Here is a 17,781-nt window from a genome sequence, read left to right on the forward strand (position 1 = left end):
CGCTTTTCAAATAGCGAAAAGAACAGAAAACTGCATGCCGATACAACGGCTTAGTGCTGCCGATGACGAGGTTTTCCGAGGTATGGCGGTTGCTATGCGAGGCCATCCCACGGTGCGCGCGAAGGCAACTCGATGCACTCGCCCGGCTGCAATCCGAGCGAAAAGATATCGAGCGCGCCGACACCGACGCGCACGAGACGCAGCGTCGGAAAGCCGACGGCTGCCGTCATGCGGCGCACCTGACGGTTCTTGCCTTCGGTGATCGACAGTTCGATCCACGTCGTGGGAATCGCGGCGCGATAACGGATAGGCGGCGTGCGTGCCCATAGCGCATCGCCGGGCTCGACGAAATCCACGCGGCAGGGGCGCGTCACATAGTCGCCGAGATCGACGCCGCGCGCGAGCGCCTTCAGATCGTTCGGACCAGGCGCGCCTTCGACTTGCGCCCAATAGCGCTTCACCAGCTTGTGACGCGGCTCGGCGATGCGCGCCTGCAATGCGCCGTCGTCGGTGAGCAGCAGCAGGCCTTCGCTATCGGAGTCGAGTCGGCCGGCGGGATAGACACCGGGCACTTTCACCCAGTCGGCAAGCGACGCGCGTGTTTCGTGCGGCGAGAACTGGCAGATCGTGCCGAAAGGCTTGTTGAGAGCGAGCAGAGTCATGCGTGAGCGAAGCACAGTGCGGACGCGGCGTCCGTGCGGTCGCAGCAACGCGATCGCCGCGCGCCGACGGCCAGTACGGGCAAGTCCGGTGGCAAATGGCGAGATCTTAATGCATAATATGGAACGTTATGTCTTGTGTCTTATATAAGACATAGGAGATGCGACTCCTCTCGCGCCAGCGAGGCCGCCGCGGCATGCGTTGGTGCTCGTCCCGAGGGCAGCGTTACGCTGACGTGGGCTAGAATACCCGCCTGCCTGTCTGCTGCATGAGCGTTGGCTCGCAGTATCGGGTATCGGCATTCGCAGCGGCATCTTGCCGCGTCGCGCGCAAGAGGAGCGCCCCGGTTTCGCAGTTCCAACCTGTTCTCACAGACCAGCCATCACTGGAGTCCGATCATGGCGTATCAGCACATCAAGGTTCCGACTGACGGTGACAAGATCACAGTCAACGCGGATTTCTCGCTCAACGTTTCCGACCAGCCGATCATTCCGTACATCGAAGGCGACGGCACGGGCTTCGACATCACGCCCGTGATGCTCAAGGTCGTCGATGCCGCCGTTGAAAAGGCCTACGGCGGCAAGCGAAAGATTCACTGGATGGAGATTTACGCGGGCGAGAAGGCGACCAAGGTCTACGGTCCCGATGTGTGGCTTCCTGACGAAACGCTGGAGGTGCTGAAGGAATACGTCGTGTCGATCAAGGGGCCGCTGACGACGCCTGTCGGCGGCGGCATCCGTTCGTTGAACGTCGCGCTGCGCCAGGAGCTCGACCTTTACGTGTGCCTGCGTCCCGTGCAGTACTTCAAGGGTGTGCCGTCGCCGCTGCGCGAGCCGGAGAAGGTCAACATGGTGATCTTCCGCGAGAACTCGGAAGACATCTACGCGGGCATCGAATGGCCGGCCGAATCGCCGGAGGCGAAGAAGGTCATCAAGTTCCTGCGCGAAGAAATGGGCGTGAAGAAAATCCGCTTCCCCGACACGTCGGGCATCGGCGTGAAGCCGGTGTCGCGCGAGGGCACGGAACGTCTGGTGCGCAAGGCGATCCAGTATGCGATCGACAACGATCGCCGCACGGTCACGCTGGTTCACAAGGGCAACATCATGAAGTACACGGAAGGCGCATTCCGTGACTACGGCTACGCGCTCGCACAGAAGGAATTCGGCGCGGAGCTGATCGAAGGCGGCCCGTGGATGAAGGTGAAGAATCCGAAGACGGGCAACGACATCGTCGTGAAGGACGTGATCGCCGATGCGTTCCTGCAGCAGATCCTGCTGCGTCCCGCCGAATACGATGTGATCGCCACGCTGAACCTGAACGGCGACTACATCTCCGATGCGCTGGCGGCACAGGTCGGCGGCATCGGCATCGCGCCGGGCGCCAACATGTCGGATTCCGTCGCGATGTTCGAAGCGACGCACGGCACGGCGCCGAAGTACGCGGGCAAGGATTATGTGAATCCTGGCTCGGAAATTCTCTCGGCGGAAATGATGCTGCGCCACCTGGGCTGGACGGAAGCAGCAGACGTCATCATCTCGTCGATGGAAAAGTCGATTCTGTCGAAGCGCGTGACGTATGACTTCGCGCGTCTGATGGAAGGCGCGACGCAAGTTTCCTGCTCGGGTTTCGGGCAGGTGTTGATCGAGCATATGTGATCGCGTCTTAACGCTTCGGTATCCTGCACGGACCCCGGCAAGCTCTTGCTTGCCGGGGTTTTTCGTTTGGGCTTGCGTCATCAACGCATTGGCCGCGCTGCGTTATGATCGAGTGATCCGCCTTGTCATCGGACATCGCATTCCCGTACCCGTCGATAGATACGCATGACTCTGCTTTCGCGCATCCTCATCGTGTTGACGCTCGCCTTGCTCGGCATGCAGGGCGCGTCCGCGTGCGAGCATGAGCATGCGTCGCAGCCGCCGCGAACGATGCACTCGCATGAGTCGATGCGCGTCGTTGCAATGCATTGCGATGTTTCGATGGACACGCGCGATGCGGGCTCGCCTTGCAGCCACTCGCATTCGCTGTGCTGCATGACGATGTGCGGCGTTCACTGCAGCGCGATGCTGTCGGGTGCGGGCGTTCCCGCGCGCATGTCGTCGGCCGACGTGCCCGTCCCTCGCAGCGACCCGGCGTGCGCGGGTGTCACGCGCGCGCCGCCGGTGCGGCCGCCGATCGTGTGACTGCTTCGTGTCGGCGCGCTTATTCGTGGCGCGCAAAAACGCAACGCGATGCGTGAGCGCACACGCGCTCGCAACTCGTCACACGATCCATGCGCGGCGAGCACTCTGATTGCCGCGCCGCATCAGCAAGGAAACGATCCATGATTCGCAGGGAATTTCTCGTCCGCACGTTGAGCGCCGCCGTTGCTTCGCTCTTCGCGCGCGACGTTTTCGCACAGCACTCGATGCACGACATGCATGGCACGCACGACATGTCCGGCATGGGCGATATGAAAGACATGCCCGGCATGTCGCAGGATCATGCGGCCCACTCGCATGCCGCGTCGTCCGCTGGCCACCTCGCGTCCGAAACGGCGCTGCCCGCAGGCGCGCCACTCGCCTCATTCCGCAAGCTCGTGAACGAGAGCAGCGAGCCGGGCGTCTTTCGAGCGACGCTCGTCGCGCAGCCAGTGCGCCGCCAGTTGGTGCCGGGTCATTCCACCGCGCTGTGGCTCTACGGTGATGCCGCGCAAGGCTCGATCGTCGGTCCGCTGATCGACGTGCGCGAAGGCGACACCGTCGAAATCCGCTTCGTCAACCGTTTGCCGCAGCCGTCGACGATCCACTGGCACGGGCTACCCGTGCCGCCCGATCAGGACGGCAATCCGACGAACCCCGTCGCGCCTGGCGCGACGCACGTCTATCGCTTCACGCTGCCGCGCGGCAGCGCGGGCACGTACTGGTATCACCCGCATCCGCACATGATGACGGCGGAGCAGGTGTTTCGCGGGCTGGCAGGGCCGATCATCGTGCGCGCCGCTGACGACCCCCTCGCCGCATTTCCGGAACGGCACCTGTTCTTCTCGGACCTGAAGCTAGCAAGCGACGCGTCCATCGCGCCGAACGACATGATGGACTGGATGAACGGCCGGGAAGGCCAGTTCGTTCTGGTGAACGGCGCGCGCCGTCCGCGTCTCACCGTCGCGCAGGACGAGCGCTGGCGTTTATGGAATGGGTGTAGTGCCCGCTATCTGAGATTGTCGCTCGGCGGCGAACGGACCTTCACGCAGGTCGGCACGGACGGCGGTCTGCTCGACAAGCCGCGCGATGGTCTGACGGAGTTGCTGCTCGCGCCCGGCGAGCGCGCGGAGATGGTCGTGCGCGCGGGTGCGCAGCCGTCGACGGCGGTTCTCACCGCTGCCGTCCATGACCGCCGCAAGATGACGATGACGGAAGGCCGCAGCCTGCCCGCCGATCCGGCGAAAGCGCTCGCCGATGTCCGCTTCGAGCCTGGCCCGGCGGCGGCGGCGCGCGCCGTGCCGCCGACGCTGCGGCCCATCGCGCCGCTGTTGTCGTCGGCGGACACGGCCGCCGGCAAAGTGCCGCGCAAATCCGTCGTCTTCGCCGAAGCGATGGACATGAAGGCGATGCATCGTCCCGGCGCGATGATGTCCACGCTGCCGCCCGGCATGAAATTCATGGTCAACGGCGCGACATTCGATCCGTCGCACATCGCGCTAACCAGCCGGGCGGGCGAGGTCGAAGTCTGGTCGATCGAAAACCGCACCGACATGGATCATCCGTTTCACCTGCACGGCACGCAGTTCCAGGTCATCGAGCGCGAGCAAACGGGCGCGAAGACACCCGAGCCGTATCTTGCATGGCGGGATACCGTCGACGTTCGGCGGGGAGAGACGGTGCGCATCGCGACGGTCCAGCGCGACGCGGGCGAGCGGATGTTCCACTGCCACATTCTGGAACATGAGGATCTCGGCATGATGGCGACCCTCAAGGTCGTCTGATTGCTGCCGTAGATACCGATAGCGGCGCGGGCTGCGCCAGAAACGAAAAAACCCGGCGTGATGCCGGGTTTTCAAGGGTGCGGAACCGAACGTATCAGGCTGCGGCCTGAATGTTCGATGCCTGCTTGCCCTTCGGGCCTTGAACGACCTCGAAGCTGACCTTCTGGCCTTCCTTGAGGGTCTTGAAACCGTTCATCTGGATAGCCGAAAAGTGTGCAAACAGATCCTCACCGCCTTCGTCGGGCGTAATGAATCCGAAACCCTTTGCGTCGTTGAACCACTTGACCGTACCAGTTGCCATACCAACTTCCCCTGTAACTCAAAAGCTGCCACGAGCCCTCGAAAAGCTCAACGACCGCAGGATGCAGTCGTCCCTCCTCACAAGCTCACCAACGGCATTTTTTCGTATAGACCACTTATTGAAAAAAGTGCCAGCTTGATTGTTGAGTCTCTTTAATCGAGTGTCAAGAAAATTTTGAGACGCTGAATTCTCCGTTGTAAAGAACCAATTTCCAGGGTTTTTACCGCTTTGCATGTGTGCGGTCGCGCAAGCGGGGCATCTTGAAAAGTCGCATAATCAACGCACATGCTGTTCTGCAGAACGAGGCCGGAGTTGACTGGCCGCGCCGTCAGCCTGCTGGCCCGGGTTGTGCGATACTCAATCCGACCGAAGTCATTACGCTGCAACACAGATGTATATCGAATATTCGGAGGGCCGCGACCGCGATCGGCCCGGCGCAAAGCGCACCCACGAGAGGCCGCTCCAACGGGCCGGAGGGAACTGATGTCCGACCAGCCGGTCGGGTTTTGACAGGATTGCGGGCCTGTCCGAGTTGTTTAGAATGGGTGTATGGCGATTATCCCGGACAAGCAGGACAACACCGTACTGGAGCGGCAGGAACAAAAGCTGAAACCGCCTGCCATGTTCAAGGTGGTGCTGTTGAATGACGATTTCACGCCGATGGAATTCGTCGTGATGATCGTGCAGGAATATTTCAATAAGGATCGTGAGACCGCGACACAAATCATGTTGAAGGTCCATCGCGAGGGCAGGGGAGTTTGTGGGGTCTACACGCGGGACATCGCGTCGACCAAAGTCGAGCAAGTCGTTACCCACGCACGGCAGGCCGGGCATCCGCTGCAGTGTGTGATGGAGGAAGCATGATTGCCCAGGAACTGGAAGTCAGCCTGCACATGGCGTTCATGGAAGCGCGCCAGGCGCGGCATGAGTTCATTACGGTCGAACATCTTTTGCTGGCGCTGTTGGACAACCCGACGGCGGCCGAAGTGCTGCGCGCGTGCGCGGCCAACATCGAAGACCTGCGTCAGAACCTGCGCAACTTCATTCACGACAATACGCCGACCGTTCCGGGCACCGACGACGTCGATACTCAGCCTACGCTGGGTTTCCAGCGCGTGATCCAGCGCGCGATCATGCACGTTCAGTCCACGTCGAACGGCAAGAAGGAAGTGACGGGCGCGAACGTGCTCGTCGCGATCTTCGGCGAGAAGGACTCGCACGCGGTCTACTATCTGCAGCAACAGGGCGTCACGCGTCTGGACGTCGTCAACTTCATTTCGCACGGCATCGCGAAGACGAACAGCTCGGAAGCCGCGAAGTCGACCGACGCGAGCGCCGAATCGGACGAAGCCGCTGCGCAGAAGGAAACGCCGCTCGCGCAATTCACGCAGAACCTGAACCAGATGGCGAAGGACGGCCGCATCGATCCGCTGATCGGACGCGAAGCGGAAGTCGAGCGCGTCGTGCAGGTGCTGTGCCGCCGCCGCAAGAACAATCCGCTGCTGGTCGGCGAGGCGGGCGTCGGCAAGACGGCGATCGCCGAGGGCCTCGCATGGCGCATCACGCGCGGCGAAGTGCCGGACATTTTGGTGGACGCGCAGGTCTACTCGCTCGACATGGGCGCGTTGCTCGCGGGCACCAAGTATCGTGGCGACTTCGAACAGCGCCTGAAGACGGTCCTGAAGGAATTGAAGGAGCGTCCGAACGCAATTCTGTTCATCGACGAAATTCATACGCTGATCGGCGCGGGCGCCGCATCGGGCGGCACGCTGGACGCGTCGAATCTGCTGAAGCCGGCGCTGTCGTCGGGCACGCTCAAGTGCATCGGCGCGACGACGTTCACCGAATTCCGCGGCATCTTCGAAAAGGACGCAGCGTTGTCGCGTCGTTTCCAGAAGATCGACGTGACCGAGCCGACCGTCGAGCAGACGGTGGCGATCCTGCGCGGCCTGAAGTCGCGCTTCGAAGAGCACCACGGCGTGAAGTACTCGTCGGGTGCGCTGTCGGCGGCGGCTGAGCTGTCGGCGCGCTTCATTACGGATCGTCATCTGCCCGACAAGGCGATCGACGTGATCGACGAAGCGGGCGCGGCGCAACGCATCCTGCCGAAGTCGAAGCAGAAGAAAACGATTGGCAAGAGCGAGATCGAGGAAATTATCTCGAAGATCGCGCGGGTGCCGGCGCAAAGCGTGTCGCAGGACGACCGCAGCAAGCTGCAGACGCTCGATCGCGATCTGAAAGCCGTCGTGTTCGGCCAGGACCCCGCGATCGACGCGCTCAGCGCTTCGATCAAGATGGCGCGCGCGGGCCTCGGCAAGACCGACAAGCCGATCGGCGCGTTCCTGTTCTCCGGTCCGACGGGCGTCGGCAAGACGGAAGTGGCGCGGCAGCTGGCGTTCACGCTGGGCATCGAGCTGATCCGCTTCGACATGTCGGAGTACATGGAGCGTCACGCGGTGAGCCGTCTGATCGGCGCGCCGCCGGGATACGTTGGTTTCGACCAGGGCGGCCTGCTGACGGAGGCCGTGACGAAGAAGCCACATTGCGTGCTGCTGCTCGACGAAATCGAGAAGGCGCATCCGGACATCTTCAACGTGCTGCTGCAGGTGATGGACCACGGCACGCTGACGGACAACAACGGGCGCAAGGCGGATTTCCGCAACGTCATCATCATCATGACGACGAATGCGGGCGCCGAGTCGATGCAGAAATCGACGATCGGTTTCACGACGCGCCGCGAGACGGGCGACGAAATGGTCGACATCAAGCGCATGTTCACGCCGGAGTTCCGCAACCGTCTGGATGCGACGATCAGCTTCCGCTCGCTCGATGAAGAAATCATCATGCGCGTGGTCGACAAATTCCTGATGCAGCTCGAAGACCAGTTGCACGAGAAGAAGGTCGACGCGCTCTTCACCGACTCGCTGCGCAAGCATCTCGCGAAGCACGGTTTCGATCCGCTGATGGGCGCGCGTCCGATGCAGCGTCTGATCCAGGACACGATCCGCCGCGCGCTCGCCGACGAACTGCTGTTCGGCAAGCTGATGAACGGCGGCCGCGTGACGGTCGACGTCGACGCGGACGACAAGGTTCAGCTGACGTTCGACGAGAACTCGGCGCCGCCGCGCAATCCCAATCCGGAAGCGGTGGAAGTGGACTGAGCGTCAGTCGCTCCGCGGATCTGAAGCAAAAGCAAAACGGCGTGGGTTTTTCGACCCACGCCGTTTTTATTTGCTGAACATCGAACGCATCGAGCGGAAAGCGAGCAATGCCTCAGTGCTTGCCGGTGCTGCCGAAGCCGCCTTCACCGCGCTCGCTGGACTCGAACTCATCGACGATATTGAACTTCGCCTGCACGACCGGGACGATCACGAGTTGCGCGAGACGCTCCATCGGATTCAGCGTGAAGGTGGTCGTGCCGCGATTCCACGTCGAGATCATCAACTGGCCCTGATAGTCCGAGTCGATCAGGCCGACCAGGTTGCCGAGCACGATGCCGTGCTTGTGGCCGAGACCCGAGCGCGGCAGGATCATCGCGGCGTAGCCGGGATCGCCGACATGAATCGCGAGACCCGTCGGCACGAGCGCCGTTTGTCCTGGCTCGAGGGTCAGCGGCGCTTCGAGGCAGGCGCGCAGGTCGAGGCCCGCGCTGCCCGTCGTCGCGTAGGCGGGGAGTTGTTCGCGCATGCGCGGATCGAGAATCTTCAGGTCGAGTTTCATGCAGTTCGGTGAGAGGTTGAAGAAGTAACGTTGTCCGTTGATTCGAAGGTCTTTCTACGACTTGCCGAGTTCGAACGCCTCGGCAAGCAGTTCATATGAGCGCAGGCGCGCGCGATAGCTGCCCGCGACGGTGAGCACGATCAGCTCGTCTGCGTCGAACTGTTCCTGCAACGCATGCAGCCGTTCCGTCACCGACTCCGGCGTGCCGATGATACTGCGCGGCTTTTCCCTGTCGATGACCAGCACTTCGCGGTCGCCATATTCCTGTGCGAGTCCCTGCTCAATCGACGGGATCGGCGCATTCAGACCGTACGCCATCTGCACGCGCCGCAGATCGACGGCCTTTTCGAGGTCGGCGGCTTCGCTTTCGGTGTCCGCGCAGATTACGAAGACAGCGGCCGCCAGATACGGCTTCTGCTCGTGACCAGGCTTGAAGCGCTCGCGGTACGCCTGCGCGACGGCGTGCCCGAAATGCGCATTGATGAAATGCGCGAATGAGAATCGAATGCCAAGCTGCGCGGCAAGCAGCCCGCCGAAATCGCTGGAGCCGAGCACCCACAGTTGCGGACGCGTTTCGACCTGCGGCTGCAGCAGCACGCCGTAGGCGAGATGATCGGACGGCAACGTGCCGTCGATCATTGCGACAAGATCGGCGACCTGCTGCGCAAACTGTTCGCCGCGATTGTAGGCGCCCGCCGCGACGGCCTGCGCGGTGCGCATGTCGCCGCCCGGCGCGCGTCCGACGCCCAGATCGACGCGGTTCGGAAACAGCGCCTCGAGCATCATGAACTGCTCGGCGACCTTGAACGGACTGTAGTACGGCAGCATGATGCCGCCCGAGCCGATGCGGATGCGCTTCGTCACGCTGCCGAGCCGCGCGAGCATCACTTCGGGACACGGGTTCGACAGGCCGGAAAGCCCGTGATGTTCGGCGCACCAGTAGCGCGTGTAGCCGAGGTCGTCGGCGAGTTGCGCGAGTTCGACCGTCGCGGCAATCGCGTCGGACACCTTATGCCCGTCGATCACGGGCGTCTGGTCGAGCACGGAGAGCAGGGTCATGACAGCACCATGGCATTGGCTGAGGGATCGTATTCGAGCGTGACCATTCGCGATGACACGAAGAGCGCGGCGACGCTCAGGCGATCACGCCCGCATCCGGCAGGCGCTTGGCGATTTCCGCGATCAATGCGCGCGCGAGCGTCTGCTTGTCCGCGCGCGGAAGCCGCGTGATGCCGGCGGCTTCGAAAAGTACGACTTCGTTGTCGTCGAGCCCGAACGTCTGCGGGCCGAGATTGCCGATCAGAAGCGGCACGTTCTTGCGCTTGCGCTTCTCTTCACCGTGCACATCGAGGTCACCGCTTTCCGCTGCAAAGCCGACGCAGAACGGCGGATGCGGCAGCTTCGCGACCGACGCCAGAATGTCCGGATTCTCGACGAAGGAGAACGACGGGATCGCGCGATCGGCGGTCTTCTTGATCTTGTGATCGGCGACATGATCGACGCGCCAGTCCGCGACAGCCGCCACGCCGATAAAGATGTCGCAGTCGGGCACGGCACGCATGACGGCGTCGTGCATCTGCTGTGCCGTCTGCACGTCCTCACGGTAGACGCCCCACGGCGTTTCCAGGCCGACGGGTCCGGCGACGAGATGCACGTCCGCGCCCGCCTGTTGCGCCGCGCGCGCGAGCGCGAAACCCATCTTGCCGCTCGAACGGTTCGTAATGCCGCGCACGGGATCGATCGGCTCGAACGTCGGGCCGGCCGTCAGCAGCACGCGACGGCCTGCCAGGATCTTCCGCGTGAAGAACGACGCGATCGCTTCGTAGACGGCTTCCGGTTCGAGCATGCGCCCGTCGCCGACTTCACCGCACGCCTGCGCGCCCGAATCCGGTCCGAGCAGTTCGATGCCGTCCGCGCGCAATTGGGCGACGTTGCGCTGCGTGGCGGGATTCATCCACATCTGACGGTTCATCGCGGGCACGACGAGCAGCGGACAGTCACGCGCGATGCAAAGTGTGGACAGAAGATCGTCGCACAGGCCGTTTGCGAGCTTGGCGAGGAAATCGGTGGAGGCGGGGGCGATCACGATCGCGTCGGCTTCACGCGACAGATCGATGTGCGGCATGTTGTTCGGAATGCGCGCGTCCCACTGGCTCGTGTAGACGGGGCGGCCGGACAGCGCCTGCATCGTGACGGGGGTGATGAACTGCGTCGCTGCGTCCGTCATCGCCACCTGGACGGTCGCGCCCGCCTTTGTCAGAAGGCGCGTGAGTTCTGCGATCTTGTAGCAGGCGATCCCGCCTGTCATGCCGAGGACGATGTGTTTTCCGGCGAGTTCTGTGGCCAACTGATGCCTCCGACAAGACGTGATGGCCGACGCATCGGTGAAGCGCGCCGGCTTCGTACTGCAAGACTGCTGCCTGATCGCGAGCGGCGCGGCTTATGGTTTCGCCGAAGGCTCGCGCACTGCGTGCGGCGGGACATGCGCCGCGCGCAGTCTGTTGTTATTCAAGTCAAGTCAAGCGTCGCGCTCAGCGCGCGCCGCGCACGCGTCGCAGTTCGTCGAACACGAGCAGCGCCGCGCCGATCGTGATCGCGCTGTCCGCGAGATTGAACGCCGGCCAGTGCCACGTGCCGACATGAAAGTCGAGGAAGTCGATCACATGGCCGTACAGCAAGCGGTCGATCACGTTGCCGATCGCGCCGCCCATGATCAGCGCGAGCGCCGTGCAGAACAGCTTCTGCGTCCCGTGGCGCTTGAGCAGATAGCAGATCAGCAACGCCGCCGCGACCCCCAATGCCGTAAACGCCCAGCGCTGCCAGCCGCCCGCCATCGCGAGAAAGCTGAACGCGGCGCCGCGGTTGTAGACGAGCACGAGGTTGAAGAACGGCGCGATCGCGTGCGACGAGCCGTATGCAAACACCTTCGCCACCGCGATCTTCGTCAACTGGTCGAACAGGATCACGACGACCGCGACGCCCAGCCACGGCGCGAGCGAACCGCCCGTCGATTTCGACAGCGTTCTGGACATTATGCCGCGCTCCTCGTTTCGCCGTTGCCGAACAGATTGCTGATGCAGCGGCCGCACAGCGTCGGATGCTCGGCGTTTTCGCCCACGTCCTTGCGGTAGTGCCAGCAGCGCTCGCACTTCAGGTACTTCGACGTGATCACCTCGACGCCTTCTTCCGCTTCGCTGTTCACCTTCACGACCGTCGCGCCCGACGTGATCAGCACGAATTTCAGGTCGGCGCCGAGGCTGGCGAGCGCATCGTGACGCGCGCCACTCGCGCGGATCTCGACTTCCGCCTGCAGCGACGAGCCGATCTGGTTCGCGACGCGCGCTTCTTCCAGTGCCTTCGTCACGTCGCTGCGCACCGAGCGCAGCAGCGTCCACTTGTCGAGCAGCGCGGGCGCGTCCGGCACTTCCGGATAGGCGTGATACGTCTCAGTGAAAATGGTTTCGCTTTGCGGCTGGAACACTTTCCATGCTTCTTCGGCCGTGAACGACAGGAACGGCGCCATCAGACGCAGCAGCCCTTGCGCGATGTGATACAGCGCGGCTTGCGCCGAACGGCGCGGATTCGAATCGGGCGCCGTCGTGTACAGGCGGTCCTTCAGCACGTCGAGATAGAAGCCGCCGAGGTCTTCCGAGCAGAACGTCTGCAGTTTCGCGACGACCGGGTGGAACTCGTACCGGTCGTAGTGCGAGAGGATGTCGGCTTGCAGGTTGGCCGTCAGCGCAACCGCGTAACGATCGATTTCGAGCCACTCGCTGACGGGCCGCGCGTGCTTCTCGAAGTCGAAGTCCGACAGGTTCGCGAGCAGGAAGCGCAGCGTGTTGCGGATCCGCCGATAGCTTTCCGTCACGCGCTTCAGGATTTCCTCGGAGATCGCCAGCTCGCCCGAGTAGTCGGTCGATGCGATCCACAGACGGATGATTTCCGCGCCCAGCCGGTTCGCGACCTCGTGCGGATCGATGCCGTTGCCGAGCGACTTCGACATCTTGCGGCCCTCGCCGTCGACGGTGAAGCCGTGCGTGAGCAGCGCGTTGTACGGCGGGCGGCCGTCGAGCATCGACGCCGTCAGCAGCGACGAATGGAACCAGCCGCGATGCTGGTCCGAGCCTTCGAGATACAAGTCGGCCGGGAATTGCAGCTCGTCCTTGTGCGAGCCGCGCAACACGTGCCAGTGCGTCGTGCCCGAATCGAACCACACGTCGAGCGTGTCGCGGTTCTTTTCGTACATGTTCGCGTCGTCGCCGATCAGCTCGCGCGGATCGAGCGTCTGCCACGCCTCGATACCCGACACTTCCACGCGCTTCGCGACTTCTTCGAGCAGCTCCAGCGTGCGTGGATGCAGCTCGCCCGTTTCCTTGTGGACGAAGAACGCCATCGGCACGCCCCATTGGCGCTGGCGCGAGAGTGTCCAGTCGGGACGGTTCGCGATCATCGCGAAGAGGCGCTGCTTGCCCCACGACGGATAGAACGCGGTCGCTTCGATGCCTTCCAGCGCGGTTTCACGCAGCGTCTTGTCGCCGTCGTTCGGCTTGATGTCCATGCCGGCGAACCACTGCGACGTCGCGCGATAGATGATCGGCGTCTTGTGGCGCCAGCAGTGCATGTAGCTGTGCACGTACTTTTCGGTGCGCAGCAACGTGCCCGCTTCGTCGAGCGCTTCGACGATCTTCGGGTTCGCCGCCCAGATCGACAGGCCGCCGAACAGCGCGAGCGATTCGATGTATCGGCCGTCGCCCATCACCGGGTTGATGATGTCCGAGTCGGCCATGCCGTGCGACTTGCACGAAACGAAGTCCTCGACGCCATACGCCGGCGACGAGTGCACGATGCCCGTGCCCGTTTCCGTCGTCACGTACTCGCCGAGATACACGGGCGACGTGCGTTTGTAGCCGGGATGCGCGGACGCGAGCGGGTGCGTGAAGCGCACGTTCGCGAGCTTCGCGCCGGGCGCCGTCGCGATCACGCGGCCTTCGACGCCGTACGTCTTCAGGCACGCCTCGACGCGTTCCTCAGCGAGGATCAGCAGCCCGCGCGGCGTATCGACGAGCGCATACGTGATGTCCGGGTGCACGTTGAGCGCCTGGTTGGCGGGAATCGTCCACGGCGTCGTCGTCCAGATGACGATGCCGCCCTCGTCGCGCGGCAGCGACGCGAGGCCGAACGCCTGCGCCGTCTTGTCGGTTTCCGCGAACGGGAACAGCACGTCGATGGTCGGATCGGTCTTGTCCTTGTACTCGACTTCCGCTTCTGCCAATGCCGAGCCGCAATCGAAGCACCAGTTCACCGGCTTCAGGCCGCGGAACACGTAGCCCTTTTCGATGATCTTTGCGAGCGCGCGGATTTCGCCGGCTTCGTTCGCGAAGTTCATTGTCCTGTACGGATTGTCCCAGTCGCCGAGCACGCCCAGACGGCGGAAGCCGGCCTTCTGCTTCTCGATCTGCTCGGTCGCGTAGGCGCGCGCCTTCTGCATCACTTCGGCGGCGGGCAGCGATTTGCCGAACTGTTTTTCGATCTGGATCTCGATCGGCATGCCGTGGCAGTCCCAGCCCGGCACGTAGACGGCGTCGAAGCCCACCATGTTGCGCGCCTTGACGATCATGTCCTTCAGGATCTTGTTCACTGCGTGGCCGAGGTGGATGTCGCCGTTCGCATACGGCGGGCCGTCGTGCAGCACGAACTTCGTGCGCCCTTTGCTGGCGGCGCGGATTTTTTCGTAGACCTTGCCTTCCTGCCAGTCCTTGACCCATTGCGGCTCGCGCTTGGGCAGGTCGCCGCGCATCGGGAAGGGCGTGTCCAGCAGGTTGACGGGATACCGGGCCTGCGGTTTCGAATTGGCTTTCTTGTTGCTCATGGTGAGGTAGCGGTGAATACGGTGTTAGGGCGCGGCATGCGCGAAAGGCCTGAGTGGCGCCGGACGCGGCGCGTTGCAATGCGCCCGGCGTCGCGCACGACGCGGGGGCCATTGCATTGCACGTTGCTGTCCAGGCTTCATGCTGCGCGGCGCCCCTCGATGCGCGGTGGACGGTACATGCGTCATGCGATGTGTTGCGCACGTACCGCGTCGGTCATCTAATTCGATCGGTGGCCGATGTGGCGAAACCTGTGGAACGGCTGCCCGGCGCATCGCCGATCGCTTCGAACCACGCGCGGGCATTGGCGACGTCGCGCGCGATCGCGGCCGTCAGCGTTTCGAGGTCGACGAATTTCTCCTCGTCGCGCAGCTTCTTCAGAAACTCGACGCGCACCAGCTTGCCGTATGCATCGCCGTGCCAGTCGAGCAGATGCACTTCGAGCAGCACGCGGCCGGAATCGTCGACGGTCGGACGCAAGCCGAGGCTCGCGACGCCCGGCAGCGGTGCGTCTTCGATGCCATGCACGCGCACGATGAAAATGCCCGACAGCGCGGGACGCTTGTGCGCGATGGGCAGATTCAGCGTGGGAAAACCGAGATCGCGGCCGAGCTTCAGTCCGTGGACGACGTGGCCGCTGATCAGATAGTCGCGGCCGAGCGCGGCGCGCGCCGCGTCGAGGTCGCCTGAGACCAGCGACGCGCGCACGCCGGAACTCGAAATGCGTGCGCCGGATGGATCGGCGACGGTCGCCATCTGCTCGACTTCGAAGCCGTACTGCTCGCCCGCTGCCTTGAGCGAAGCGAAATCGCCGGCGCGCTTCGCGCCGTAGCGAAAGTCGTCGCCGATCATCACCCAGCGAGCGTGCAAGCCGTTGACGATGATCCTTTCGACGAAAGCATCCGGCGACTGGCTCGCGAACGTGTGATTGAAATGCTCGACGACCACGCGGTCGACGCCGTTCATGCGCAGCGCTTCGAGCTTGTCGCGCAGCATCGCGATGCGCGGCGGCGCGCTCGCGGGATTGAAGAACTCGCGCGGGTGCGGCTCGAAGGTCATCACGCAGACGGGCAGGCCGCGCGCGTCGGCGGCGGCGCGGACACGGGCGAGCAATGCCTGATGCCCGCGGTGGACACCGTCGAAATTGCCGATGGTCAGCGCGCAAGGCGCACGGCTCTCGGCATTGGGAAGACCGCGAAAGACTCTCACAATAGCGGGCGATGGGATTTGAGCGGGCCAGATGCCGCAAAACAATCGATTATAAACGCACAGGGCCTCACACGGCGCCGCGGCGCGGATTGGCGGTTGCCGAATGATAAAATCCGCGGATGAAAAATCTCGTCATTCTGATTTCCGGACGGGGCAGCAACATGGAAGCCATCGTACGCGCCTGCGCGAGCGAAGGCTGGCCGGCGCGAATCGCCGCCGTGATTGCTAACCGTCCAGACGCCGCCGGGCTTGTGTTCGCGGCGTCGCAAGGCATTGCGACGGTGGTCGTCGACCATCGCCAGTTTCCCGACCGCGAAACCTTCGATGCAGCGCTCGCGCGCGAAATCGACAGTTTCGAACCCGATCTCGTCGTGCTCGCCGGCTTCATGCGCGTGCTGACGAACGGATTCGTCGATCGCTATGCGGGCCGCATGCTCAACGTGCATCCGTCGCTGCTGCCGAGCTTTCCGGGCCTCAAGACGCACCAGCAGGCGCTCGACGCCGGCGTGCGGCTACACGGTGCATCGGTGCATTTCGTCACCTCGCAGCTGGATCATGGGCCGATCGTCGTGCAATCGGCTGTGCCCGTGCTTGCCGGCGACGATGCCGCGACGCTCGCCGCGCGCGTGCTCGAAACCGAGCACGTGATCTATCCGCGCGCGGTGCGCTGGTTCGTCGAAGGGCGCATCGCGCTCGACGGCCTGCGCGTCACGGTGACGCCGCCCGAGCCTCAGTGGCTCTTCGTTGACACAGCAAGCCAGAACGCTGCCGGGGAGGCCGCATGAGACTGCATGGATTTCTGATCGGACAAACCGAGACGCTGCTCGCGGACGTCCTTAAGTTCACCGGCCCCGCGGACGCGGCGACGAGCCGGTTTTTCCGCGCGCATCCGAAGCTCGGCCACGGCGAGCGCGGCGTGATCGCGGAAGCGGTGTTTGCGGTGCTGCGTCGGCGGATGGAATTCGCGCATCTGGCGGAAAGCGGAACCGGCAGTCCTAACCGGCGGCTCGCGCTACTCGGACTCATGCAGACGGCGGGCCGCACGGCGCTGAAGCCGTTCGTCTCCGATGCGGAAGGCGCGTGGCTCGAGCATGTGTCGAAGGTCGATCCGCAAAGCCTGCCGCTGCGCACGCGTCTGAATTTGCCGGACTGGATCTGCCAGGCGCTCGGCACGCGGTTCGAAGGCGAGGAGCTCGCGCATCTGGCCGCCGCGCTGAACTATCCGGCGCCGCTGGATCTGCGCGCCAATCCGATCAAGGCGAGCCGCGACGAAGTGCTGGACGCGCTGTCGAAGGCGGGCATCGAGGCGGGCGCGACGCCCTATGCGCCGCTCGGCGTGCGCGTGGTCGGCAAGCCGCCGCTGTCGAAGCTCGACGCATTCCAGAACGGCTGGCTCGAAGTGCAGGACGAGGGCAGCCAGTTGCTGTGCGCGCTGGTCGCCCCCAAGCGCGGCGAGATGGTCGTCGACTTCTGCGCGGGCGCGGGCGGCAAGACGCTGGCGCTCGGCGCGATGATGCGCTCGACGGGCCGTCTCTATGCATTCGACATTTCCGACCGCCGCCTTGCCAAGCTCAAGCCGCGCCTTGCGCGCAGCGGCCTGTCGAACGTGAACCCGGTGCTGATCGACAGCGAGCATGACGCGAAGATCAAGCGCCTTGCGGGCAAGATCGACCGCGTGCTGGTCGATGCGCCATGCAGCGGTTTGGGTACGCTGCGCCGCAATCCCGACCTGAAATGGCGTCAGTCGCCGGAATCGATCGCCGAGCTGACGCCGAAGCAGCTGTCGATCCTGACGAGCGCGGCGCGTCTCGTGAAGAAGGGCGGGCGGCTGGTCTACGCGACGTGCAGCATTCTCGAATCGGAAAACGAAGGCGTCGTGCGGCAGTTTCTCGCCGATCATCCCGATTTCGAGCTGGTGCCCGCGCGCGACGTGCTCGCCGAGCAGCGTATCGATCTGGAAATGGGCGACTTCCTTTCGCTGTGGCCGCACCGTCATTCGACGGATGGCTTCTTTGCCGCCGTGCTGGAGCGCCGCGGGTAAGGCCGGCGGCGCGACCGGCCGG

Annotated in this window: 15 protein-coding genes; 7 read left to right on the top strand and 8 right to left on the bottom strand. The window is 63.7% G+C overall.

Translation table 11 applies throughout. The features are described 5' to 3' along the window. Positions 1–92: 92 nt before the first annotated feature. On the bottom strand, positions 93–662 hold the full coding sequence (locus BMW76_RS13520; RefSeq protein ID WP_090865701.1) for a pseudouridine synthase: 570 nt from the start codon (positions 660–662) through the stop codon (positions 93–95). A 396-nt stretch (positions 663–1,058) separates the two neighbouring features. Here BMW76_RS13520 and icd point away from each other — a divergent pair, with 396 nt between their 5' ends. From icd to BMW76_RS13535, 3 genes are all read left to right on the top strand, one after another. Further along, positions 1,059–2,315 carry an NADP-dependent isocitrate dehydrogenase gene (icd, locus tag BMW76_RS13525; RefSeq protein WP_090865705.1) on the top strand — a complete coding sequence of 419 codons (1,257 nt, stop codon included), beginning with the start codon at positions 1,059–1,061 and terminating at the stop codon, positions 2,313–2,315. Between the two features lie 165 nt (positions 2,316–2,480). After that, the gene (locus BMW76_RS13530) at positions 2,481–2,840 is read left to right on the top strand and encodes a hypothetical protein (protein WP_090865707.1); all 360 of its coding nucleotides are present in this window, start codon (positions 2,481–2,483) and stop codon (positions 2,838–2,840) included. 140 nt (positions 2,841–2,980) lie between these two features. Next, positions 2,981–4,621: a multicopper oxidase family protein gene (locus BMW76_RS13535; RefSeq protein ID WP_090865709.1), complete on the top strand. Its 1,641-nt coding sequence runs from the start codon at positions 2,981–2,983 to the stop codon at positions 4,619–4,621. Between the two features lie 94 nt (positions 4,622–4,715). Here BMW76_RS13535 and cspD read toward each other — a convergent pair whose 3' ends face one another. Then, positions 4,716–4,922 (bottom strand): cold shock domain-containing protein CspD, encoded by a 207-nt coding sequence (gene cspD, locus BMW76_RS13540; RefSeq protein ID WP_017776809.1) that lies wholly within the window; start codon positions 4,920–4,922, stop codon positions 4,716–4,718. Between the two features lie 549 nt (positions 4,923–5,471). On the opposite strand from cspD, the gene clpS reads away from it, so the two are divergent. Then, positions 5,472–5,786, top strand: a complete 315-nt coding sequence (clpS, locus tag BMW76_RS13545) for an ATP-dependent Clp protease adapter ClpS (RefSeq protein ID WP_012399982.1) — start codon at positions 5,472–5,474, stop codon at positions 5,784–5,786. Then, positions 5,783–8,083, top strand: coding sequence for an ATP-dependent Clp protease ATP-binding subunit ClpA (gene clpA, locus BMW76_RS13550; RefSeq protein ID WP_090865711.1), 2,301 nt, complete (start codon positions 5,783–5,785; stop codon positions 8,081–8,083). The genes clpS and clpA overlap by 4 nt, the downstream gene beginning before the upstream one ends. A gap of 112 nt (positions 8,084–8,195) precedes the next feature. Here the strand turns inward: clpA and dut are convergent, their stop codons facing one another. From dut to BMW76_RS13580, 6 genes are all read right to left on the bottom strand, one after another. Continuing rightward, a complete protein-coding gene (gene dut / locus BMW76_RS13555) occupies positions 8,196–8,642 on the bottom strand; it encodes a dUTP diphosphatase (protein ID WP_090865713.1) in 447 nt (148 codons plus the stop codon). 54 nt (positions 8,643–8,696) lie between these two features. Further along, positions 8,697–9,701: an LLM class flavin-dependent oxidoreductase gene (locus tag BMW76_RS13560; protein ID WP_090865715.1), complete on the bottom strand. Its 1,005-nt coding sequence runs from the start codon at positions 9,699–9,701 to the stop codon at positions 8,697–8,699. A gap of 76 nt (positions 9,702–9,777) precedes the next feature. Continuing rightward, positions 9,778–10,989 carry a bifunctional phosphopantothenoylcysteine decarboxylase/phosphopantothenate--cysteine ligase CoaBC gene (gene coaBC, locus BMW76_RS13565; protein WP_090865717.1) on the bottom strand — a complete coding sequence of 404 codons (1,212 nt, stop codon included), beginning with the start codon at positions 10,987–10,989 and terminating at the stop codon, positions 9,778–9,780. Positions 10,990–11,173: 184 nt separating this feature from the next. After that, positions 11,174–11,674 carry a signal peptidase II gene (gene lspA / locus BMW76_RS13570; RefSeq protein WP_090865719.1) on the bottom strand — a complete coding sequence of 167 codons (501 nt, stop codon included), beginning with the start codon at positions 11,672–11,674 and terminating at the stop codon, positions 11,174–11,176. Beyond that, positions 11,674–14,511, bottom strand: coding sequence for an isoleucine--tRNA ligase (gene ileS, locus BMW76_RS13575; protein ID WP_090865721.1), 2,838 nt, complete (start codon positions 14,509–14,511; stop codon positions 11,674–11,676). Before ileS ends, lspA begins: the two co-directional genes overlap by 1 nt. A 214-nt stretch (positions 14,512–14,725) precedes the next feature. Then, entirely contained in the window at positions 14,726–15,718 is a 993-nt protein-coding gene (locus BMW76_RS13580) for a bifunctional riboflavin kinase/FAD synthetase (RefSeq protein ID WP_090865723.1), read from the bottom strand. Between the two features lie 119 nt (positions 15,719–15,837). Here BMW76_RS13580 and purN point away from each other — a divergent pair, with 119 nt between their 5' ends. Together purN and BMW76_RS13590 are read left to right on the top strand one after the other, a co-directional pair. After that, complete coding sequence (gene purN / locus BMW76_RS13585; RefSeq protein WP_090865725.1) at positions 15,838–16,503, top strand: phosphoribosylglycinamide formyltransferase; 666 nt, start codon at positions 15,838–15,840, stop codon at positions 16,501–16,503. Next, positions 16,500–17,759 carry an RsmB/NOP family class I SAM-dependent RNA methyltransferase gene (locus BMW76_RS13590; protein ID WP_090865727.1) on the top strand — a complete coding sequence of 420 codons (1,260 nt, stop codon included), beginning with the start codon at positions 16,500–16,502 and terminating at the stop codon, positions 17,757–17,759. The genes purN and BMW76_RS13590 overlap by 4 nt, the downstream gene beginning before the upstream one ends. Positions 17,760–17,781: the final 22 nt, after the last annotated feature.

Origin of the sequence: Paraburkholderia diazotrophica, assembly GCF_900108945.1 — a bacterium.
Lineage (GTDB): Bacteria > Pseudomonadota > Gammaproteobacteria > Burkholderiales > Burkholderiaceae > Paraburkholderia > Paraburkholderia diazotrophica.